Annotated in this window: 16 protein-coding genes; 6 read left to right on the top strand and 10 right to left on the bottom strand. The window is 61.0% G+C overall.

The genetic code is table 11. The features are described 5' to 3' along the window. Window positions 1-23 precede the first annotated feature (23 nt). The 3 genes from ACQVBX_RS17155 to ACQVBX_RS17145 form a co-directional block, all read right to left on the bottom strand. A complete protein-coding gene (locus ACQVBX_RS17155; RefSeq protein WP_431635650.1) occupies window positions 24-1,751 on the bottom strand; it encodes a ShlB/FhaC/HecB family hemolysin secretion/activation protein in 1,728 nt (575 codons plus the stop codon). A gap of 470 nt (window positions 1,752-2,221) precedes the next feature. Beyond that, window positions 2,222-2,887 carry a response regulator transcription factor gene (locus ACQVBX_RS17150; RefSeq protein ID WP_431635649.1) on the bottom strand — a complete coding sequence of 222 codons (666 nt, stop codon included), beginning with the start codon at window positions 2,885-2,887 and terminating at the stop codon, window positions 2,222-2,224. A 71-nt stretch (window positions 2,888-2,958) separates the two neighbouring features. Then, window positions 2,959-5,040, bottom strand: coding sequence for an ATP-binding protein (locus tag ACQVBX_RS17145; RefSeq protein ID WP_431635646.1), 2,082 nt, complete (start codon window positions 5,038-5,040; stop codon window positions 2,959-2,961). Window positions 5,041-5,324: 284 nt separating this feature from the next. Here ACQVBX_RS17145 and ACQVBX_RS17140 point away from each other — a divergent pair, with 284 nt between their 5' ends. The 4 genes from ACQVBX_RS17140 (at window position 5,325) to ACQVBX_RS17125 (ending at window position 8,777) form a co-directional block, all read left to right on the top strand. Further along, window positions 5,325-5,951 carry a GntR family transcriptional regulator gene (locus ACQVBX_RS17140; protein ID WP_431635645.1) on the top strand — a complete coding sequence of 209 codons (627 nt, stop codon included), beginning with the start codon at window positions 5,325-5,327 and terminating at the stop codon, window positions 5,949-5,951. 219 nt (window positions 5,952-6,170) lie between these two features. Then, on the top strand, window positions 6,171-6,311 hold the full coding sequence (locus ACQVBX_RS17135) for a benenodin family lasso peptide (RefSeq protein WP_431635643.1): 141 nt from the start codon (window positions 6,171-6,173) through the stop codon (window positions 6,309-6,311). Window positions 6,312-6,360: 49 nt separating this feature from the next. Further along, complete coding sequence (locus ACQVBX_RS17130) at window positions 6,361-7,035, top strand: lasso peptide biosynthesis B2 protein (RefSeq protein WP_431635641.1); 675 nt, start codon at window positions 6,361-6,363, stop codon at window positions 7,033-7,035. Next, the gene (locus ACQVBX_RS17125; protein ID WP_431635640.1) at window positions 7,035-8,777 is read left to right on the top strand and encodes an asparagine synthase-related protein; all 1,743 of its coding nucleotides are present in this window, start codon (window positions 7,035-7,037) and stop codon (window positions 8,775-8,777) included. The genes ACQVBX_RS17130 and ACQVBX_RS17125 overlap by 1 nt, the downstream gene beginning before the upstream one ends. Here ACQVBX_RS17125 and ACQVBX_RS17120 read toward each other — a convergent pair. Then, complete coding sequence (locus tag ACQVBX_RS17120) at window positions 8,774-10,885, bottom strand: Atxe2 family lasso peptide isopeptidase (RefSeq protein WP_431635637.1); 2,112 nt, start codon at window positions 10,883-10,885, stop codon at window positions 8,774-8,776. The two genes, ACQVBX_RS17125 and ACQVBX_RS17120, sit on opposite strands and share 4 nt — an antisense overlap. Before the next feature lie 61 nt (window positions 10,886-10,946). Beyond that, window positions 10,947-13,337 (bottom strand): TonB-dependent receptor plug domain-containing protein, encoded by a 2,391-nt coding sequence (locus ACQVBX_RS17115; protein ID WP_431635636.1) that lies wholly within the window; start codon window positions 13,335-13,337, stop codon window positions 10,947-10,949. A 164-nt stretch (window positions 13,338-13,501) separates the two neighbouring features. On the opposite strand from ACQVBX_RS17115, the gene ACQVBX_RS17110 reads away from it, so the two are divergent. After that, a complete protein-coding gene (locus ACQVBX_RS17110; RefSeq protein ID WP_431635635.1) occupies window positions 13,502-13,876 on the top strand; it encodes a helix-turn-helix domain-containing protein in 375 nt (124 codons plus the stop codon). Between the two features lie 146 nt (window positions 13,877-14,022). Next, window positions 14,023-14,277, top strand: a complete 255-nt coding sequence (locus tag ACQVBX_RS17105; RefSeq protein ID WP_431635633.1) for a helix-turn-helix domain-containing protein — start codon at window positions 14,023-14,025, stop codon at window positions 14,275-14,277. A 494-nt stretch (window positions 14,278-14,771) separates the two neighbouring features. Here the strand turns inward: ACQVBX_RS17105 and ACQVBX_RS17100 are convergent, their stop codons facing one another. The 5 genes from ACQVBX_RS17100 to ACQVBX_RS17080 all read right to left on the bottom strand — a co-directional run bounded on the left by ACQVBX_RS17100 (window position 14,772) and on the right by ACQVBX_RS17080 (window position 22,026). Continuing rightward, window positions 14,772-15,734, bottom strand: coding sequence for a PD-(D/E)XK motif protein (locus ACQVBX_RS17100; protein WP_431635630.1), 963 nt, complete (start codon window positions 15,732-15,734; stop codon window positions 14,772-14,774). A 1-nt stretch (window position 15,735) separates the two neighbouring features. Beyond that, entirely contained in the window at window positions 15,736-17,994 is a 2,259-nt protein-coding gene (locus ACQVBX_RS17095) for a Z1 domain-containing protein (RefSeq protein ID WP_431635628.1), read from the bottom strand. After that, the gene (locus ACQVBX_RS17090) at window positions 17,979-19,544 is read right to left on the bottom strand and encodes an ATP-binding protein (protein ID WP_431635627.1); all 1,566 of its coding nucleotides are present in this window, start codon (window positions 19,542-19,544) and stop codon (window positions 17,979-17,981) included. Before ACQVBX_RS17090 ends, ACQVBX_RS17095 begins: the two co-directional genes overlap by 16 nt. Window positions 19,545-19,603: 59 nt before the next feature. Then, window positions 19,604-20,962 carry a DNA (cytosine-5-)-methyltransferase gene (dcm, locus tag ACQVBX_RS17085; protein WP_431635625.1) on the bottom strand — a complete coding sequence of 453 codons (1,359 nt, stop codon included), beginning with the start codon at window positions 20,960-20,962 and terminating at the stop codon, window positions 19,604-19,606. Window positions 20,963-21,273: 311 nt separating this feature from the next. Then, on the bottom strand, window positions 21,274-22,026 hold the full coding sequence (locus ACQVBX_RS17080) for an NrdJb (RefSeq protein WP_431635623.1): 753 nt from the start codon (window positions 22,024-22,026) through the stop codon (window positions 21,274-21,276). Window positions 22,027-22,094 lie beyond the last annotated feature (68 nt).

Here is a 22,094-nt window from a genome sequence, read left to right as displayed (position 1 = left end):
TCGGATCTCTTGGGATGACGGCGTCAGAAGCGCAGGCTCGCCTGCAGCCACAGGTACTGGCCGAAACGCTGGCCATCGGCATTCAGGCCGGTGGCGCCGTGGCCGGGGTTGTCGCCCAGGTGGCGCGCCCATGCGCTGCGGAACGACCATCGCGCGCCTTGCAGATTCAGGCCGATACCGGCGCTGGAAAGGCTGTACTGGTTGCCCGTCCACGGCATCACCGAACCGGCCCACGGATCGATGTGCTGGCGCACATGGCCGCGATCGACGAACACCAGTGCCTGCGCGCTCAGGCCCGCAGTCAGTGGAATGTCGTGCCGCAATTCCGCGCTGGCCAGCCACCCGCTGTCGCCGCTGGCCTCACCCACCGGATAGCCGCGCACGCCGGACGGGCCGCCGAGCAGGAACTTCTCGGAGGAATCCAGGTTCTTGCTGCCGATCTGCCCGTTGGCGCCCAGATACAGGCCCCAGTTGCTCACGCCACCCAGGCTCTGGGTACGCTCGACACGCCAGATCCACTTGTCGAAATGGCCGCGGGTGCGCGCACTGACCGCATCGGCAAAGCGATCGGCTTCATTGCCCAGGCGAAGGCTGCCGGTGGCCCAGCCGGCGCTCACGCCGGTGTAGCCACCGCCCCACCAGTTGTCCCAGACATTGCCGCTGAACATCGCGGTGAGTTCGTCCAGCTCGCGCTCGCGCAGGGTCTGGCCCAGTGCTCGATCGACGAGTCGCTTATGGCCGGCGTCCACGCTGATCCAGACGCTGCGCTTGCGGGTACGCAGCAGCGGATAGCTGAGGCCCGCGCTGACCGTGCCGGCGGAGCCGGAAAGATCCAGCGGCTTGAACTCGCCGCCGATGTCATAACGCAGCCACGACGTGGCGAAGTTGGCGCGCAGCCCGGAAGGGCTCAGGCCTATGGAATAGTTCAGGCCGAGCACATCGCTGCCACGGCTGTGGCTGGCGCTGGCGCCGAGCTGATCCTCGCGGTCGAGCGGGCGGTTCAGCGTCGTCCAGGCGCTGGTGCGCCACTGCCCGGTGTAACGGTTGTTGAAGTTGTCCTCGCTGACGCCGCCGGTCCAATAGGGCGTGGTGTCGGCACTGACAAGCAGACGGCTGGTACCGGGTTCGGCGCCCTTCTCAAGGGTGGCGTGTGCGGACACGCCGGGCACGTCGTTGATCAACAGCAGCGCGCGCTCCAACTGGTCGTTGCGCACCGGGCCATCGGGCAGTGCGGCGTCGGCGATGGCGGTCATGCGCGAGCGCAGCGCCTCGTCGTGGGACAACACCTGCACGCCGCCGTGACCGCGCTGCAACCGACCGATCATGATCGCGATCTCGAGCTCGCGATCGCTCAGGTCCTGACGCGGCAAATAGGCGCGCGCCAGCAAGTAACCCTGCGCCTGCAGCGTCGCACTGACGCGCTGCGCCAGTGCCTTCAACTGCGCATAGGTCAGCGATTTGCCGAGGGCGTCGGCCACCACGGCCTGCAACGTCTTGTCGTCGACCAGGCCTTCGGCGCCGGTGAAACGCACGCGGTCGATCCGCGCACGGAAACCCACATCGCCTCGCGCCTCAGGCAGCGGTGTATGCGCTGGCGCATCCGGCTCCGCCCGGCGCTGCGGCCGATCCTGATGCTGTTGCTGATTGAGCAGCGTCCCAGCATCCGGCGGCGCCGTCTGGGCCATGGCGATGTTCACGGCCAGCGGCAAGGTGCCGAGGCCAAGTAGCGCAGCCAAGCGCGTCGTCTTCATCCGAATATCCCCTGATTACTGAGCCGTCGATCGCGGCCTGAAACGGGGGCTTATTCTGGGGAGAAATTCGCCGCATAACTTACGAGTTCTTACATCGGCGCATCCAAATGCTTGCATTGCTCGCGGCAATATTTTAGTTGCGACGCTCGCTGTCGTTTTCCGCTGAAAAACAGCACGAATGGACCGATAGCGTCACCCCTGTCAGGCACTTGGCAGGCATGACGTGCCGAGGCATCGCGCGTTGCAGCGCACGCTGCACGCGAACGTCTCCAGCCATGACGAAGCATGTCGTGCGGTGCGCGAGGTACAGAGTCGCGCTCAGTCCACCACCGACCACGAAGCGCGCGATGGCGCACGACTCGACGTGCATCGAATTGCGCGCGTGCAGGCGGACGTAGCGTGGATCGCAACGATGCATGCGCACATGCCGCACCGGCGAGGATGACCTTGGCGCGGATGAAAAGGGGCGATCAGGTAAGTTCGATGGCGCCGGTCGCCACATAGCCGCGGGAATGCTCGGTGCGGATCGGCAGCTCCTGTCCGCATGCTTCCCGGCAACGCCGACGCAGCCGACTGACCAGTGTGTCCAGGCGACGCTGGTCGAACGACAGCCAGTCCCAGCCCAAGGCTTCGGCGACTTCGCGGCGACTGGCCATGCGACTGCCACGGCGCACGATCAGGCCGAGCAGATCGAACTCGCGCGCGCTCAACGCGAGGCGTGTGCCATCGGGCGCATACAGGCAGCGCTCGTTGCCGTCCAGGCGCCATCCCTCGGGCAGCCGCCGCAAAAGCGCCGACACGTGCGCGCCCAGTTCCGGCAGGCTTACGGGCTTGACCAGGTAATGGTCCGCACCTGTCTGCAGGCCGGAGATCCTGTCCTCGCTGCTGCCGCGCGCTGTCAGCATGACGATGCCGGTCTTGGGGGATTCGCGACGCACCCGCTCGATCACCTGCAGCCCATCGGCGTCGGGCAGGCCACGGTCAACGATGATCACGTCAAAGCGCAGACCATCGCCAACCGAAAAGAATTCGGCCGAGGAGTCGGCGCAGAGCACGCGATGCCCCGCCATGGACAGGTACGCTTCCAGCTCCTCGCGCAGATCGATTTCGTCTTCAAGCAACCCGAGTAACGCCATGCCCGAAGACTCCCCGATGCCGTGGGGGCGGTCAAGTTTCGATAGTCATGCCGAGCGCGCCCGGCATCGGGTCATGCACCGCCCACCGCCCCCGCGGCTGGCAAATGCACGGTGAACGTTGCGCCGGTTCCGTTCGGACTGCGCAGCTCGATCTCGCCGCCCATGCGCGCGACGATGCGCTTGACCAGGTAGAGGCCAAGACCGGCGCCCGTGGTACCGCGGCTGGCGCCGCCGCGGGCGAACTTGAGGAACACGCTGGCATGCTCGGAGGGCGGGATGCCGGGGCCCTCGTCGGTCACACCGATAGTGACCGCCTCACCGGCGCCGCTGATCAGCAGTCGCACCGGTGCGCCAGGGGGCGAATATTTCAGTGCGTTGGTCAACAGATTGTCCAGCACGACGCGCAGGAAGCCGCGGTCGCAGGTCAGGCTGGCCGGCGCCTGCGCCAGGTCCACTTCGATGCGCTCGCGCGAGGGGTCGACCGCATCCAGCGAATCGGCCACGAAACGCTCGAGCGGAAAGGTCGTGGAGGTAAGCGCGTGGCGCTCCGACAAGAGCCGCTCGTTGTCGAGAAAGCGATCGATGAAATCGGACATGCGCTCGGCCGCCGTCTGGATCTTCTCCACCCGGCGCTGGCTATCGGACGCCAGCGCCGTTTCGGTCTCGCGCAGCATCTGGCCGCTGGCATGGATGATCGCCAGCGGCGTGCGGAACTCGTGCGACACCATCATCACGAATTCGCGCTGCTCCTCGCGCATCTGCTGCTCGGTCGCCAGCGCCTGCTCCAGCTGCATCTGGTTCTCGCGCAACATCCGCTCGGTGACCTGGCGCTGGGCGATTTCCTCGTCCAGTTCGCGGGTGCGCTGACGCACCTTGCGCTCCAGTGACGCCTCCGCCAACCGGGCCGCATCGAGCGCCTGCTGCTGCGCTTCCTGCCGCTCGCGCTCGAGCTTGTGAACACGCTGGGCAAAGCTGAAGGTCAGTATCAGCAGATGCAGCGAGAGGCCAACGGCAAGCGGACCGCCTCCGCGCATGAACGGCGTATCGGGCAGCAGTCCCAGGTTGACCAGAAACACCCGGCAGAACGCCACGTAGAGCAGCGAGAACGCCACCAGGTAAAGCCGCGCCATCGGTTCGCCGCGCACCGCCAAGTAGGCTGCCGCGCCCAGCAACAGGGGCGCGCTGCCGAGACTCAGCAGTTGCACCACAGGCATCACCGTGCCGAACCGGCCCAGCAAGAAGCCGACGCAGGCGCAGGCGATGACAGCCCACACCAGGGTCTCGTAAGCCCGGGTCGCGCGCGGGAAATGCGTGCGCAGCGACATCAGGCGAACACTGAACGACACGGCCACCGCGACGCTGAGCGCCAGCACCACCCCGAGCAGCGCGTCGCCCCCGTCGGCCAGATCCAGATAGAAGAACGGGCCGACCAGGCCGCGCGTCTTGTAAACGCTGTAGGCGCTGGTGGCGATATAGGCGACGTACCAGCGAACCGGCCCGACGCGACTGCGCCGCCAGATGAAGGCGCCGGCCAGACACAGGGCGATGACGAAACCCAGGAACACGCTGCTCTGACTGGCAGACAGGGTTTCCTGGGCCAGCAGCGCCTGCGGCTCCCACAGCTTCACTGCCACCGTCATCGCATTGCGCTCGGTCAGACGCAGGTAGACGGTGGGGTAGCGCCCTTGCGGCGATTCGAGTTGGAACACCGGGGTACGCAACAGGTACGGGTAGTCGCGATGTGACACATCCTCGCCGCGGCGCATTTCCCGGAACGTGCCGTCGTCCTGCGGCAAGTAGAGCCGCACGGTATCGGCCAATGGCGCATCGACCTGCAACATCAGCACCCGCGGCAGCGCACCCATGCGGTCCAGATGCAGGCGCAACCACACCGTGTCGGGTGTGTAGCCGAGATTGAAGGCCGAGGCGACCGGCTGGAAGGTCCCACGCAACGCGACGTCGTCGATGCCGAGCCGACCCGAGCGATCCCGCAGCATCTCCACCTGGCCGTCCGGGATGATGTGGTCGGCGCCGTGCCAGCTCAACGACTCCACGCGCGCGCAGCCCCCCAACGCCACCACGACAGCGAGCAGCAGGCACAGCAACAGACGCGTGCGTGGGACAGGAAGCGACGATACGAAAGGCTTGGGCATGGCGAGGGCGCGTCGGGCCGGCGCGATCCAGTACAAGGAGTCGGCAAGACTAGCAAAGCGCTTGCCACGTTCCGGTATCCGGAGAGACGTGCGGAAGGTGCCGCGGAATATCGGCGGCCACATCGACGCGGCGGGCACCGCCACCGGGGCCTGTTTCAGGCGGTAACCGGGGGATAGGAAATTTTCCAACTTAAGCCCGCGCATCGCAGCCAAAATCCCTCACATTCAAATTTCTGTAACATCGCCCGCGGGGAGGCACCCATCTGCTGACATGGAGTCGAGCTATGAATGCGGCCCATTCGAAGAGTGCATTCGTGTATGGACAGGTCAGGCGCGCGCTGCAGTCGGGGCGTTATGTGCCGGGGCAGCGGATCGATCCGGCGAAGCTTGCCGACGAGTTCAAGACCAGTCCCACGCCGGTGCGGTTTGCGCTGTATCGCCTGGTGGGCGAGGGCCTGGTGGCCGATCACGCGCGCAACGGTTTGCACGTGCCGCTGCTCACTGAGGTGGCGCTGCGCGATCTATACGGCTGGATGGAAGGGCTGTTGCTGTGGGCATGCGAGCTCGCGTCTGCACAGCCGGCTCCGCGCGCAGCGTCGCCATTCGCGGCGGGCGATAACGACCTGGTGAACCTCACGTGGGAGCTGTTCGACGCCATCGCCAGCGACGCGGATCACTGGTCATTGCATCACGCCGTGAAGCGCGCCAACGATCAGCTCACCCCGGTGCGGCGCGCCAACCTGGGGTTGATCCCGCATGCGAAGGAAGAGCTCTGCGAGCTCGTCAGGCTGTGGCAGAGCCGCGACCTCCCTGCCCTGCGCGTGGCGCTGAGCAACTACCACGCGCGCCGCAAGCAAGTGGTGCCGCGCATCGTGGCCATGCTGGGCGAGCGCAGCGAACACCTGCACTAGCCGCCACCCGCGCGGCTCGCGTCATCACCACGAACGCGCACACACGTCGCAATCGCGATCGCCGCTCAGCCACGGGCAGAACAGGATGCGCGTCACGCTCCGGATTTAATCACCGGAAAACAGCGCAGTAATCAGCAGTAATCATTTGAGTATCAAAAAATCCGGCTCCTAGGCTTGCCGTGTCATGGGTCCGCCATGACGCAACCGAAGGAGACTGAGATGAACACGAACGAGAACATCCGCAACCCGCAGGACGATGTCATCGAGCTCGGCGTCGCCAGTGTCGAGACGCAGGGTCTGGCCAAGACGGGCGAGCCGAATGGCGGTGGCCCGATCGGCATGGGGATTACCGAAGACTGATCCCTTGGGGCGCGCCGAAAGGCGCGCCCTTTTCTTGCCGGGGGCGACAATGATCGACCTAACCACGGACATATCGTGCTGCGAGCTCGATGGACGGTTGTTCTTCCTGGACATCCAGAACGACCGTTACTTCCAAATATCCCCTGCTCTTGAGCGAAGCCTCCTGGACTACCTTCGCACTCCTGACGATGCAGCGGCCGATATCTCTGCACTGAGCAGACTCAACCTGCTTCCACAGACCCGGTCGGCGTCACGCACTGCCGGCGCGGAGACGATTAGCAGCCCCAGCGAGAGCCTGTCTGAGGCACCCGCATTACACCGCCGCATTCCTCTGAGTGCCATTCGAGATGTCTTCGTTGCCGTATTGACGATGCGTCGGCAGCTGCAGACCCAGCGCCTGAAATCGATCCTTCAGTCGCTCGTTGACTATCGCCAGCGCAAGAGCACATCCCCCGCGAACACGAACACTGAAATTGCAGCGGGTCTCAAAGAGGCGGCCACCAACTTCAACCGCGTGCGCCCCTTCGTCCCCATCGAAACCAGCTGCCTTCTCGACTCGTTGGCTATGGTCAGATTCCTCGCTGCGCAGGGCTTTTCGACCCGCCTCGTCTTCGCAGTTGCATGCGATCCCTTCTCCGCCCACGCCTGGGTCCAGCATGGCTCGCTCGTGTTGAACGAGACGGTCGGAGCGGCTCAGGCGCACTGTCCCATCCGGGTGATCTGATGAGCTATCGCTACATCGCCCTGCACGGCCATCCAGCTGTCGATGCGGAAAGCACCGGCTCACCCATCGCCGACGCGTTGCATTCACTAGGTATGGAGCACCGCGGGCATGTGGCCGGACTCTCGCTGTTCGCGTCTCGCTCGACGCCGACCTTTCGGCTACCCGGCGGCGGCCTTGTGATTGGAGACCTATACGACACGAATGGCCGGGCTGTAGACGCTATCGATTTGCCGACGCCACTTTCCACACACCGAGCCACTCGACAACAGCTGCTCGACTCTCACTGGGGCGAATACCTTCTCATCCAGCCTGCCGACGACGGCAACGAGGGCGTGACTGTCATGCGCGATCCGTCCGGTGGAATGGGATGCGCGCATTCGCTGAAGGAAGGAAGCGGATTCATCGCTTCCGATCTGGCGATCGCATCGGCTCTGGGGCTCTATCAAGAGCGAATCGACTGGGACTTTGTACGTCACTGCCTGATCTATCCGCACATGAAGGTCGCCCGCACCGGGCTGGAAGGGGTCAGCGAGCTTCTGCCGGGACAGATGCTGGCGCTCAAGGGGGAAACCACATGCGTCACCTCAGCATGGACGCCCTGGAAGTTCGTGATACCTGAGCAGCGGCTCATCGATCCCGGCGCAGCAGCGGAAGCAGTCAGAGAGGCGACAACCATGGTGGTTAGAGCCATGGCCGCAACCGATAGGTCGTTGTTGCTGGAGCTTTCCGGCGGACTGGACTCCTCCATCGTAGGAGCCTGCCTTGCAGGATCACGCGCGCGAGTTGCCTGTTGCACCGCCGTCACCCCGTTGCCGGGCGCGGATGAGCGTCAGTATGCAGACCTGATCGCCGAGCTGCTCGGTGTGGAACTGCTGCAGCAGCCGCTCGATCTCGACCGTACAGACATCGCCTTCGCGCTACCCAGGCACTCGCTGAGACCCGCCGCCTGGGTATTAGGTCATGCCGTGGCCCGCATCATGGACAAAGAGGCGGACAAGCTAGACGTTCGCAGTCATTACTCCGGGAGCGGCGGCGATACGATCTTCTGCTACCTGACATCTGCCGCCCCAGCCGCTGACGCCCTTCGACAGTGCGGCGTGGCGGCGGGATGCCGAGCAGTGCTCGACCTGTCCAGGCTGCACGGCTGCACCGTGGCGAAGGCGGCCCGGTTGACGCTGAGGAAGTTGTTTCGTTCGCCCAAGCCCGCTTGCGATCCGGACCTTTCCTTTCTGGCAAAGCCCGGGCCGACTCCGCTTACCGACATGCACCCTTGGTTCGATGCGCCCGCTCACGCACATCCCGGCGACCGCGAGCGCATCTTCGACCTGGCCGGCAACCAAGTGTTTGTCGACGCCACGCTTCGTGCCGGTGGCCGAAGAGTGCGCATGCCCCTGCTTTCGCAACCCGTCATGGAGGCCTGCCTCCGCGTGCCCTCGTGGATGTGGATATCGGGAGGCAGGAATCGAGCCGTCGCCCGATCCGCATTCGCCGACCTTCTCCCGCGAGAGGTGCTGGAGCGGCGCAGCAAGGGCACCTTCATGAACTACACGTTCGGCGTGTACAGCAGAAACAAAGAGGCGATCCGGCATTTTCTTCTGGACGGCCTGCTGCAGTCCCGAGGACTGCTCGATTCGCGCAAGATCGGCTTGCACCTCGACACACAACAGCCCGCCCGCGACCGTTCCTTCATACGCATATTCGACCTGTGCATGATCGAGAACTGGGCTCGAAACCACGATTAGCCCCCGGCCGCGGCCTTGCAGTCCGACGTCGGCGATCGGTGTCGCGTCACGTGTTCCCTCATGCTGCGCCAACGCTGGTACTGGGAGGCCTTAGAAGGGTCGACATCCTCTCGCCCCTGCAACCAGAAGCGGAACCAGTCGACGTTGCGCACGTAAACCGCGAGCTTATGGCTCGGCTGGAACTTCTGGTGCGGCTCATTGGGAAAAACGTAGAGGTCGGCCACGCCGCTCCTGATCATCGGGATGATGTAGTCGGTGGCCTGCAAGTATTCCTGCTCGGGCATCTGAAAAAGAATCGGCGCGGATATCTTGTCGAGGTTGTACACCGGCGATAGCAGGCGCCATTGCCTGGGGGTTTCCTTCGGCGAGCCCAAGCCCCACAGCTCCTTCAATCCGCGGGTGAACGAGTCACCCTTCAACGACCCCAGCAGGAAATAGTTGGGAGACATCGATACGGAGCTGATGGACGCCGCCGCCAAAAGCTTCGACCGCATCGCCACCCACATCGTCACTTCGCTACCGAAGCTCAGTCCACCCATGCCCACTCTGTGGCAGTCGATATCCCCACGCTTGGCCAGAAGCGTCACTGCCCCTTCCACTGCAGAAAGGCCGTCGTTGAACCGAACCTCCGGATCCACCGCATAGGGAGCGGTATTGATGCAAAGGGACGAAATGCCCTGTGCCGCCAGACTCGCGAAAGGCCATTCGTCACCGACGCCACCACGTACGAAGCCTCCGCACTGGTAGTAGTCCACGAACAGCGGTGGCCGGACTCCATCAGGCGCCTTTGCGGCGTAGAACAGACCGGTGAATTCCTTACCTCTTTCACCCTTCCAACGCAGCAGCTGCACCGGGCCGAGCTCCTCCATCGCGTGGGCCAATGAGGCGTTAGGGTCAAAAAGCAGCTGTCGAGCCCCGGTGGCGATGTCGATGCGCTCCAGTCGGGGCGGCTGGTTCGCCGTTGCGCTTACGCACACAACGCTCGCGGACGACACAGCGCAGGGGCTGAAAGCGTCTCGCCCACCGCTCAGCAGGCCAGTCGACTCGGCCACGGGGATCACTGCTCCACTTGTAATGTTCCATCGATAGATCGACTGCGCCAGGCCAGCATCCCGCGCAGAAGCGGTGAACAGCACCTCATTGCTGCGGGGGCGCCACTGGATGGCCCAGATGGTCTTGCCAGTGCACCGCGGATCGCTGCACTGCGTCGCCGGCTTGGCTTGATCCAGGCTTACAGCCGAGAGGATGGTGTCTGGCCTCAAGCGGAGACCTTTCCGCTTCCCCACTCTCGTGAGCAGAGCAACCTGGTCGCCGGATGGCGAGCGTGAGACGTCCCATGCGTCGGGAAACTTCGCATCCAGTGAAGCCCTGTCGTTAACCGCGCCGACGCCCGCATCCAGTGCTCGCGTTTGCCCGGTGCGCAGATCCAGTTCCTTCCATCGGTCTGGCGTGTCACCCAACAAAGGCATGCGGTCGAACCAAACCTTGCCGAAGCGCTGCGTGGCAAGGCGCCCACCCACATAGCCGGAACGGAACAACCCCTGGCCGATGGGCACCGAAGCATCGACATGAATGCCCTCGTGATACTCAGCCCACTCCGCCGCACGCACCGCTTCTCGCGTTGCACCCACGCTGTACCTGACGGCGCGACCGCCTTCTACCAGGGAGAAGTCCCGCACATCGGCAGCGTCGTAGGTCACCCGCTTGGCCCCCGAGCCATCGGCGGCCGCTCGCCAAACGGCCACCTCGCCGTCGATCCGGGCGAGGTAATAGATCCATCGATCGTCGGCAGACCATTTTGCGACCGCAGGCATCGAGCTACCCGCCGTATCGCGCAGCGGCACGCCTCCGTCGGCGACACGCGTGGGCCACGCGTCGTGAAGGCCTTGCACGTACCACACCGTGTCGTAGGTGTTCCGCTCCACCGACGCCTGCTCGACCCGGAACGCAACGAAGCGGCCATCGGTCGACACAGAGGGCTGGTCGATATCGACTACTTCCAGGAGCTGGCGAGGCGATACCGGGGCCGCCCGGCTCGCCGGCACCAAAGCACAAGCCAGCACCAGCGCATACGCAGCCGAACGCCACGTCATCCGTGAGAACGTCATCGTGTCTGCTCCTCTCGAGCCAAAGGGGCACGGCCGGTTTCCCGCAGGAAACCGGCCGACATCACCAGTGCTTGGTGGCGGAAAGACTCACGAAGCGCCCCACAGACGAATAGTTGGTGGAGTCGTACGGTGTGTACGTCATCGAGCTAACCGCATAGCTCGGCGGTGCACGATTCAACAGGTTCTGGGCGGAGAGCTCGAGGGTCACATTGGCGAGCGCGCCCCACCGGGTGCCCGTGTCGTAACTCAGCGTGGCGTCGAATGTGGTGAACGAGGCTCCGTCGCGTCCGTCCGCCGGGTTTCGCACGCCGCTCTTGAAGTTGCTGAAGAAACTGGCCGCGAACCCTCCCTGGCTCCACACCGCACCGACTCGACTATTGATCCTGGCTGGATGGGCGACCGTGCCTGCAAGGTCATACGGAGTCTGGGCGGCGGTCAGTGCCTGCGTGCTGTGCAGAACGCTTGCCGATCCACGCACCGTCAGGCGCCCTGCCCCCAACTTGAATCGGTACGACGCCGAGAGGTCGACGCCTTTTATCTTCTGCCGCGACGCGTTGACGTACCTGCCATCGATGATGGCCACAACCTTGCTGGCGTCGTAGGGCGCACCGACGTAGTTGTAGAAGTTGCTGGTATTTGCGAGCGCCTCGGCCTGCGCTTCCTGTGAAGGGCCATAGTCGACGAACTGCGTGTAGATGGGGTTGCCGAACACATCGTACGAAGTGATCGGCTGCAAGACGCGCTCGGTGTAGTCCACGTGGAACCAGGTGAGCTCGGCCTCCAGGCTGGACGCCTCAGGATGGAGGGCCAGCGAAGCACTCCATGTGCGCGCCCGCTCAGGCCGAAGGTCCGCATTGCCGCCCGACAGCCACAGCGCCGTCGCGTCGGCGGGGTACCCCGCACCGAAGGACGACGCCGGGTAGTAGATAGCCATCTGTGTGGAATAGCGCTGCAAAAGCGTCGGCGCCTTGAACGACTTGCCCCAGGAGGCCTTGAGCGAAAATGCGCTCGTGGGGGAATAGATCACCCCGAGCTTGGGCGTGGTGACGGTGCCGTAATCGCCATCTTCGGTGCGCACCGCGCCAGTCAGCGATAGCCGCTCAATCCCGCTTATGCCTTGATCCGGCCCAACCAGCGGCACATCCAGCTCGGCATAGGCAAACCGGCTTCGCTGGTCGCCATCGGCGTCGACCTTGCCGCCACTGACGTTGAGGTTCTCAAACGTGTTGTAGCGGTAGCCCACACCCGAGGCCAACCTCGCTTCGCCGCCGGCCAGCGTAAACAGAGGCCCCTCCGCGCCGATCTCGTAGCTGCGGCTCTTGTTGCGGTAAGCCGTGACACCTTCGGAAGTGAGCGCATTCGCCGCCTGGGTAACCGTCGTTTCCACAATGGACGTTTCGTCCTTCCCCACGGCGCCACCCAGCGTCAGCGTCCAGTCGTTGGGCAACCGAAACTCCAAGCTGGGCGATGCAAGCGTGGTATCGGTCTTGGCGTGGTACGGATAGTAGGCATCCGGGTAGGCCAGCGAGGTGCGAATGGCGCGATGGCTCCGTAGACCATCCAGGGAGAATTCCACGGCGTCGCCCAGCAGTTGATGCAGGCTTAGCACGCCGCTACGCAACTCGTTGGCCTGCCACAGCGTCGACTTTCGGTACATCGACTGGGTGTAGTCGCGCTGATCCGAGTACACCGGGCTGTTGGAGGTTTTCTCCCCCGCCACGAGTAGATCGCCGGTGGCCCACGTGGTGCCCGCGGTGGCGTGGTACTCGCGTGTGATCAGGCCGCCTTCGGTGGCGCCACCATAGCGGGCGCCTGCCGTCACGCCGTCGAAGTCGCGCCTGAGGATGACGTTGGCAACGCCGCCCACTGCGTCTGAGCCGTAAATGGCCGAGGCCCCGTCCGGCACAATCTCCAGGCGGTCCACGGCCTCCACCGGAATCGCGCTGATATCGACCGACTGCGCATAGCCCCCGTACGACATGCGCCGACCATTGAGCAGCGTCAGAGTCGCATCCGGGCCCAGCCCGCGCAGATCCATGCCCGAGCCGCCGGTAATGTTCTGGTTGCTCGGCCCACCGGCGGTCGCGCCGATGGTGACCCCCGGGTTCTGCCCGCCGGAGAAGTTCTGCGGCACGCTGCGGATCACTTCGCCCAGATCGGTGAAGCCTTCCTGCTGGATCTGTTCGCTGCCAATGGTGATCACCGGGGAGGGCGTGGTGCCGCCGCGGATGCGGGTGCCGGTGACCGTGATGGTCTGCAGGTTGGTGGGGGCTGGTGTGTCGGCGTTGGCCGACTCGGTCGCTGGCATTTTGGCGGGAGCGTGTGTGGTGGGCGCCCTGCCCTGCTTGTCCGTGTTGGCCGATGTGTCCTGAGCCGCGGCCTGCTCGCCGACGCCGGCGGCGGCGACGAGCAAGGCGATGGAAATGGCGTTACGTAGCGTGCGTGTCTTCATCGTGCGTCCTTTGCTTTCCCCTGGGTTGGTCCGTTTCTCTCACCGCTCCAATCTCGGTCGCGGCCCCTACCGAGCAGCGCTATTGACGCCACACCCATGTAGAGTGATAAAAAGTAGAGTAATAATCTGTAGAATTCAAGACGGTAGATGGACAGGCTGGGCTTATGCCCTCCAAGTCCAAGCCGAAGCGCAAGCCCGCGCCCCTGTCGAGCCCTCTAGGGCACATCGCGGAGAACGTTCGCCGCCGACGGAAAGCTATGGGCTTGACCCAAGCGGACCTGAGCGAATTCGTGCCGTGCCATCCCACGTACGTGTCGCAGATCGAGCGGCGGGTGACCAACATCTCTGTTGAGCGTCTAGAGCGGCTAGCGAAGGTCTTTGGTGTAGACGCCCTGACCTTGATGCAGCCACCTGACTCCGTGACCGAACCAAGGGATGGAGGCTCGGTAGATCCCGCGGGACCACAAGCTGCGATCGGTGCAGACCAATCGGCGCCGGGTGCGAAACGCGGAAGGAGAAAGCGAGCTCGGGGCAATTGAGGCGCCCTTCGACGCGTCTCCAAAGTTGCGGCTATGTCGTGCTGCACCACACCGGAGGCCGGCGCATGTCACTAGCGAATGCACGCTTATTAGCAGTAGAGTTATAGTCTGTAGAACCTTACCCGGTAGATGGTCAGGCTGGACGCATGCCGTCCAAGCCCTCGCCGCCATCGCTACCTAGCGCTCGCAATCGCGTGGCTGCAAACATCCGTCAGCTTCGCAAGGCAAAGGGGCTGAGCCAGGAACAGCTGGCTGAGATCGCGGAGTTTCACCGCACATACGTGTCTCAACTAGAGCGCTGTGTAACCAACATCTCGATAGATGGCCTGGAACGATTAGCTCAGGTGCTTGGCGTGGACATCAGCCAGTTGCTGCAGGTGCCAGCTCAAGAAAGGCGCTGAGGAATCCATCGAAATCCCCGCTACGCCTGCTGCCCAGGCGGCAGCCCACAAGCGGCAAGCGCTGTGAGGAATTGGCAGTCGGCGCCACCAGGCCCGTCAACGCCAGACGCAAGCAAAAAAGCGCCCCTCGCGGGGCGCAATTCATAGCTCAAGGGGGCGAGAGCTATACAGAAGGGTCGTAGTGCTCCGGCGTCGGTTCCGCCTGACGTTCCGTGCCGGCCGGCGAGCGCCTTGGCAGCTTGGTCGGTTTGGGCCGGACACCGGAGCGACTCCATTCTGCAACCGAACACACGCCATAGCTGTAGGCGCACTTCCTCAGCATATGTGGGGCACCCGCCGGAGAGAAGCGAAGGTGCCGAGGCTACTCTGCGCTCGGGTGAAGAGCGCTGGCAGCGCCGGGAGAGCCACCGCGGGAGCACCCCAACGTCCACATCCTCCGCACAACACCGCCAACTGGATATTGCGCCACCGCAGCGTGCCGTATCCCTTAGAGATCATCCAAACAAGCTATGAAGCGAGCCTGCCCGGCCAGGAGCTAACGAGGACTGTACCGATGAAAGGTCCACCCGGAAGCGCAACCCCGTTATCCGGCGATCATGTGGCTGCTCAGGCGCAGGGATATCCTCCATCGCGTAGACGACTAAGTTGCGCTCCGCATATGAGGGATCAAAGCGTTTATCCAGCCGCTCAGAGAAGTCACTACCGAGTGCCGAAGCTATGTTCTCCCAAAGCTTCCGCCTGAGCCGAGGTTCCCCAGCGATATGCCTCTCGATCGAGTTAGCCAAGTCAATCACGCCCACGCCACCACTCAGTTGCTGAATAAGAACAGAGACAACAAATCCGGCTCCACCAGAAGGCTGCAGCTGCTCAAGAGCAAACTCATGTTGCCGTTGCTCCTTAGCCGTAGCCTTAACCTCGAGGCAACCGCTTGGCCAGGAGAAATCGAAGCGCTCGAACGAGTTTTCACGCCAAGAACGCAACGCAAGCGCAACGTCGTTGGATCTAGATATCACGAAGAGTTCAGCCCACAACCCACTCACTTCTCTGCGACCAACAGCGCCCAACGACCGAAAGAGGTTCAACAGTGTCTGAATGCAACGCTGCAAATCCACTGTAGTTGATGATAACGGAAGGTCTTCGACCACTGCTAAAAAGCAGCGAACAAAGATCTCATGCAACTCCGGGACGGCGGCACCGCAGGCAATAACTGCAAACTGATCCTCAAGAGAGTGACCAGCTACCGTTACTCGGCACGTACTGTGAAACTGGACGGAGATATTCCTCAGTTCGACGCCAGGGGCATAAGTCGCGGGGCTCGAATCCTTCAGCAAAAAAACTGGGCTTCCGTCAACGCTCCTAGCAAGGAAGTCGTGGCGTCGTCCAGACAATGCAATCGCAGAGAGATCAGTGGTGGACCGAGCCAGCGGCAGATCAGAAAAAGCGCCAAAGAGATCCATCTCATCGCCTCTGTTCGACAAGCAGTGCCTTACGTAGCTTCGGCGGCACATGCAAGGCGAACCAAGTCACGTCTTGAATGTCCGCCCGACTCGGATCTCGTTGGTGCGTACCGAGACTGAACTTGCGCAATTGCAAAGTAACTCGGTCAGCAAAACAGTAATCACGATCATTGGTAGTGCCAGCGCTCTGACTAAAATACTGGTTGATAGGCGCGAAGCGGTGGGTCGCCGGTAGCCCACGACCAGCAACTCGAGTACGGTAACCCGTATGCAGCTTGTTCATCAGAAACACGTCTGCCCTTAGCGAGGGATCCTTGTCAAGCATCGCACCAAGCGCAATCAACATTGCGCTGTGCTCCTCGGCATCACTCGGATCTCTTACTTGGACTTCTAACAAAAAATCCTCTAGGACAGCACGCAGGGGTACAGCCTCAATCACCTCGTGGGGGGAATTGGGCACTCCGATAACAGGCGCCGCATCCACCGGCGAGCCGTATGAAGCGCCCCATTTCGAAACAACAGAAGTCAACAATAATCGGTTGGCGGTAGCTGCGTTGTCATCCCTCTGCATAACTGACGGCACAAGCCACCCATTAACGGGGATTCGCCGGATCCCCAGGCCAATAACGTTGGCACGTGTGGGCCTCAATGAATCCGTCAAAATGAAATCTCGGCGCCAGCGGCTCAGCGGCTGCCCCCTATTCTTTGCCAGCGCAGCGCGAACAAACTCCTCATGCTCTATGTAGTCAGTGAACGCATCCTTGACGCTGCTCTGAACGAATACACGGCAAAGCCCAAGATAAGGCGCTTTGTAGCCGAAGAAACGCGCTCGCTGTTGTAACGTATCGGCAGCGGGAGAGGTTCCCAGTGGCCTCGGCATATAAGTAGTGCATAGACCTTCCACCGTGTAACCGCGATCGAGTTTTGCACCACCAACCAATATCCAGTACCTGGTCGCTTTCCAATTAACCTTCTTCTCCGCATCCTTAGTCCCGTTGACCTCAACAACATTCAGCTCGTCAAAGACGTCATCCACCATCGCAGCTAGGAGGTCACCTAGCGGACGAATATCTGGAAAAGTCTTCGCCAAAGAATCGTACTCGGCCTGGAAGGGCAAAGCTGCAGCAGCAGGGTCGAGTGGAAATTGTCGCTCCACCATGCCCTTCAGCGTCTTCCAAGCTTTGTCGACCCAGCTCTTGTAAAGCTTATGGGAGGTCGTCGCAATAGCCGGATGAACCATCATGGACCGATTACGGTCCTTTGCCTTTACCCCCCTTCCTCGCGTCAGAGAATGATGCGCGGCGGCGAGCAAGAAATAGCGCAATGAAGCAAGAAGTGTCTTAGGCGGACTGGAAAGAATGTTGGTGGGACTGGGAATCTGTCTTGAAGGAATGTCTACGATTAGGTTCGGATCACCCATGAAAAAAGCCTTGCCCCCCGTGTATGCCTCCCCTGGAGTAACCAATTCGGCAAAGTTAGGATTGAGGAAGTCTGTTTGAGCAAGCAACAGGTTGGCCTGTGGGGTGGCTGTATATTGCAAGTATGAGTGATGCGGCAATTCGGCTCGCAGCTTCAGGATCGATTTGTAGGTGGTACTAACATCAGTGATGGCCGCAAGGCCCGCTTTTATGCGCGCAGCCTTGGTATTAAGGCTAGCCTGATCACTCTCGTCGTCAATAATAAGGCAAGGCACGGCGCTAAGATCGACACTCTTGAGAACCGCAGCCAACTTCTCCAGATGCCCGCCATGTTTAAGCACGGTAATGAGAAGTGCTTTTTTGGTGGGCTTCCGCTTCCACGCAGTTAACCGTGTTGAAATCTGATCCTTAACCGACGTCGTTGGATTAGCGAGGTGGTACCATTGATCACCGCCATCTTCAATGCCAAAATCCTTTTTTAAACGATCCTCAGACTGGTCAAGCAAGTTATTCTTTGTGCCCGCCAGGACTATAACCATCCCGTAGCCGTTGTCACGGGCCAGCGCGATTACCGTCTCAAATGACAGCGTCTTACCGCTTTGCACATATCCGACGACAAGCCCAGTTTCAGGGGTTCCCGACTCTGCCGGCGGGAGGCATCGCCCTAGGATTCTTTGTGCCTCTTGAAGCACCGAGTCTGGGCCATTCGTCAGGTCTTCGTAGGACGGACCGTTCGGATCCTTAGACTTGCCCTCCAGAAATTCCGTGGTGAACTCGCGTTGCTCAGGCACCCAACGGAGAGGCGGCTTGATAGTTTTCAGGATTGTTACAGAGGCGCCCATGATTCGTCATCCTTGGTCAGTGAGGTACGGGCCAACGCACCTCGCAAAAGATAATTGAAGTGATACAGAAAAGTCTCGGGAGGATCCCCAGTAACGTCCTCTGAAAGAACTAATGCGATACAAACCGTTGTAGCGATCCGCAGGAAGAGTTCAATATTCTCGTTGTTGGTTCCAATGAACTCAGCGGAGAACGGGTGTGCGAGAGACAGTTCGACGACCAGGCGGCGTGCATTATCCGTCTCGTCTTGTATTGACTCATGCTTTGCAAGCGAGACCCAATCCTCGCGAGCAGGATCAACCAAGGTTCGAATTGTAATAATCCAGTCCCAACTGCCGTCGTTAAGCGAGACCGTTCGTTCCGAAGCCTGAAGCTCAGTTGTCGGCAGTGCCTGCGGTAATGGTGGCGGCTCGGCCGGGTTAGACTGCGCCTCGACCAGTATAGGTGCGACATCTTTTTCGATATAATCGGCAACGGACGCCGTAGCCGCCACTGCGCGCGGTTCAATGCTTTTTCTCGAAGGGAGAGCTCGATAGTTCTCTGCCTGAGCCAATAGATTTAATGGACCGGCTTCCAGTTGCTCCTTAAGAAACTCGAGGAAGATGTCCTCGTATTCTTCCCAACGGAAGCCGTCCTTAGTGTGGCTAACCTCGAAACCTTCGACGTGAAGCTCTCCAAAGAGACGCTGATACGGATAGCTGTTGGTCTGCTTGAAGATGAAGCTCGGCCGGTAGGTCTCGTCGTAGCTACCTTCAATTAGGCGATCTCGGCGAAAAAGTGCAAAGCCTGCAAACGGCGTCGAGCCCACTTCTCGAAGCGCAGCGAAACCCGACACGCTTTGGCCTTTACCGAAATCAAGATTGATCTCTTTGCGCCAAAGCACTGGCTTCACATCCTGACCTTGAGCCGGCACGCCTGGCGCTTTGTATGGAAGAGCAGTAAGAATGGGCGTTGACGCGTAGTGAAGCGATTCTCCGTTGAACCTTAGGGTCATCCGACCATCTCGCAAGAAAATGCGATAGATGCTCGCGAGATGCTCCTTGATCTTCCCAATGGTTCGACCTTGAGGAGCGTGATGCAGACCGCGAAGACTCACTACCGTGTAGTGTGCTGAAGAGTCAGTTACGGCGCGTGATTCAGTCTCCAGGCTCTCAATTTTGTTGTCGACAATGTGGCGGATATCGAAACAGATCGTCCGCTCAAGCGGCTCGCCTATGGCTTTAGTCCGAACGCTCCATCGCTCCGCGAACCAACACGCCGCACTCTTCATTCCCATCCCGAATTCAGACAAACCGCTGCGGTCAACGGGAACCTGCGCAGCTCTGAAAGCTCGTGGAAAGTCGACAGCAGAGATGCCTGCAGCATTGTCGGAGACGATAATGAGGCCCGGCCCATTTGCGTCTATACGTACATCCACCTCGAAACGAAAATCCTTCCCATGCAAAGCCTCAAGTACCACTTGGTTGGCGAGATAGCTTTGCAACGCGTTGTCGATGAATTCCGCAATAGCGTACCAAGCTTTATAGTTTAGATGCCGAAGCACTGAAAGCATCGTGACTTCTGGCCGGATTCCAATTGGACCGGTCAACTGCGAATCCGAAGCCATGACCATTAGAAGACTTCCGATACGCGTCGCTGAGTGGCAACAAGTTCGCTAGTCGCGTCGGTACCATGCTGCGTCAGCAGCAAAGCTTGAGCAACCATCTCCACGACATTGGAATTCACCGCGTTACCCAGTGCAGCAAACGCTTGGCTTGGGCTCTTTGGCAACTCCTTTAGAGTATCTAGGCTTTGAAGCCGCGCACACTCCCGTGGCGTCATGTAGCGCTTCTGCCAGCCTATTATCGGCACTTGCGTATCCGTCATTGCTATTAGGCTCGGCGCTGTTGTACGACGCTTAACTCGGACACCGGACGCCCGAAACTGAATGACGTATTCCCAGATATTTCGCTCGCCACCCTTGATGTTCCACTCAAACTTTTGAAGGCTTGAGGGAAACTTCAGGATCTTTGGCAGCCATGGGTCAATCCAAGTCTTATTGTCCTGGTAAAACTTTCGATTTTGACGGATGAAGTCTTGCTTCCACTTCGGAAACTCCATCTCGGGTGTGCGAGCGTGACTTGGCAGCGCTGCCCAGCGCTCTTCGAGCCCGCGCAAGTAACCAAGCTTTGTGCCATGGCTACCTTTAAAGCCCTTAAGGCCATCAATTCCTAATAGCTTCCGACGGGCATGAGGTGTGGTCGCTTCGTACGGGTAAGTCGCACCCCATTCCATCGACCAGAGAGGAAATGAGGGCAAATCCACGTCCGGCGGGCACGCTTTCAGGAACTCATCCCATACCTCTAAACACTCTTTCACTCGCGTAGAGAGCTGTTTCGCATCAGAAGGATTATCATCAAGAACAGCGCCAATGTTGGTCTCTACATCACTGGTAGTCGGCCAATGAAAGTCATCAAGGGACTGCAGCGAACCCACGATGTAAACACGCTCGCGGATCTGAGGAATGCCGAAGTTATGCGGTGAAAGTCGCTCAGCCCGGATGTTGTAGCCCAGGCCGGGCTTGTCCTTACCGAGGATCTTCTGGATTTCTTCCCAAGTACGACCATTGTCGTGCTTAAGCAAGTTAGGAACGTTTTCAAGAATGAAGTACGTGGGCCTCTTCTCTTTGAGAATAGCCGCGACGTTAAAAAAAAGGTTGCCTTGCTCCGTGCACTCAAAGCCGAGCTGCTCACCTGCCTTAGAGAAGGGTTGGCACGGGAAGCCTGCTGTTAAGACGTCGTGATCAGGCACATCTTTCGGGTGAATCTTCCTGATGTCGCCCTCTGGCTTCAACCCGAAGTTCGCCTCGTAGAGCTCCCGCAGGGGCTCCTTCCACTCGGCCGCAAATACACACACCCCCCCCATCCGAGAGAGAGCCAAGTGAAATCCGCCGAGGCCGGCGAACAGGTCTACAAATCGAAATGGTTGCATCCAAGCACACGAAGTTATTGGTTCTGCACGTGGCGGCCACACCTTCCGCCCCCTGCTGCCAAACGAGCCATAGGCCAAGCGACCATCTGGACAAACCACGTCACAGGCGTCGCAAGGTTTTCCGGTTTACACAGGTGTAAGTCGTCAATGAAAAGCGCTCGCGGACTCGATGAGATCACTAGGAAATCTCATCGTCTGATACAGCACCTAGCAACAGAAAGCCATGGCTTGCACCGAATGACGCCGATTGCAGGGACTTAATCAGCACCTTAGCGCGTCGCACAGCCGCCCGTTCTTCGCGTGTCCAGCAATCAACCGCACTTCGAATATCCACAATTCAAGCAAGTCTGACACCCATCCATCAGCACCAGCGCCTGAGTGTTGCACTTGGCGCACAGCGTAGCGCCGGGCGGGAAGCCACCGGCATTCGACTCACCCGCCGCTTCGGCGGCCGGCGTAGCCTCCGACTTCTTGCCACTGGCCGCCTGCTCGTAGGCGGCGCGCTTCTCGGCGATGAGCTTGCGGGTGGACTCGTCCATCTCCGGATCATGAATGAGCCCGATGTTCTTCATGTGCTGCTCGATCACCGCGCCGATCTCGGCGACGATGCTGGGCATGTAGATGCCGCCGGACTTGAAGTAGCCGCCGCGCGGGTCGAACACGGCCTTCATCTCCTCGGCCAGGAAGGTGACGTCGCCGCCCTTGCGGAACACGGCGGAGATGATGCGGGTGAGCGCCACGATCCACTGGAAGTGGTCCATGTTCTTCGAGTTGATGAAGATCTCGAAGGGGCGGCGCTGCTCGTGCGGGGTGCCGGCGTTGAGCACAATGTCGTTGATGGTGACGTACAGGGCGTGCTCGAACAGCGGCGACTTGATCTTGAAGGTGGAGCCGATGAGCTGCTCGGGGCGCTCGACGCTCTCGTGCATCTGGATCACTTCGGCCTGCTTGGGCTCGGGCTTGGCGGCCTTGGGCGCAGCGGCGGGTGCGGCGGCCGGCGCGGCCTTGTCTTCGGGCTTGACGACGGCGTAGCCCTTGATTTTCTTTTCGATCTTGATCGCCATGGTGTGTCTCGTTGGTCTGGGGCGCGTCAGAGGCGGCCGGGTGGTTCGTTTTGCCTGCGAATGCGGGA

The organism is Dyella thailandensis, from assembly GCF_050749815.1.
Classification (GTDB): Bacteria; Pseudomonadota; Gammaproteobacteria; order Xanthomonadales; family Rhodanobacteraceae; genus Dyella_A.
This window is presented reverse-complemented; position numbering and strand designations above follow the sequence as displayed.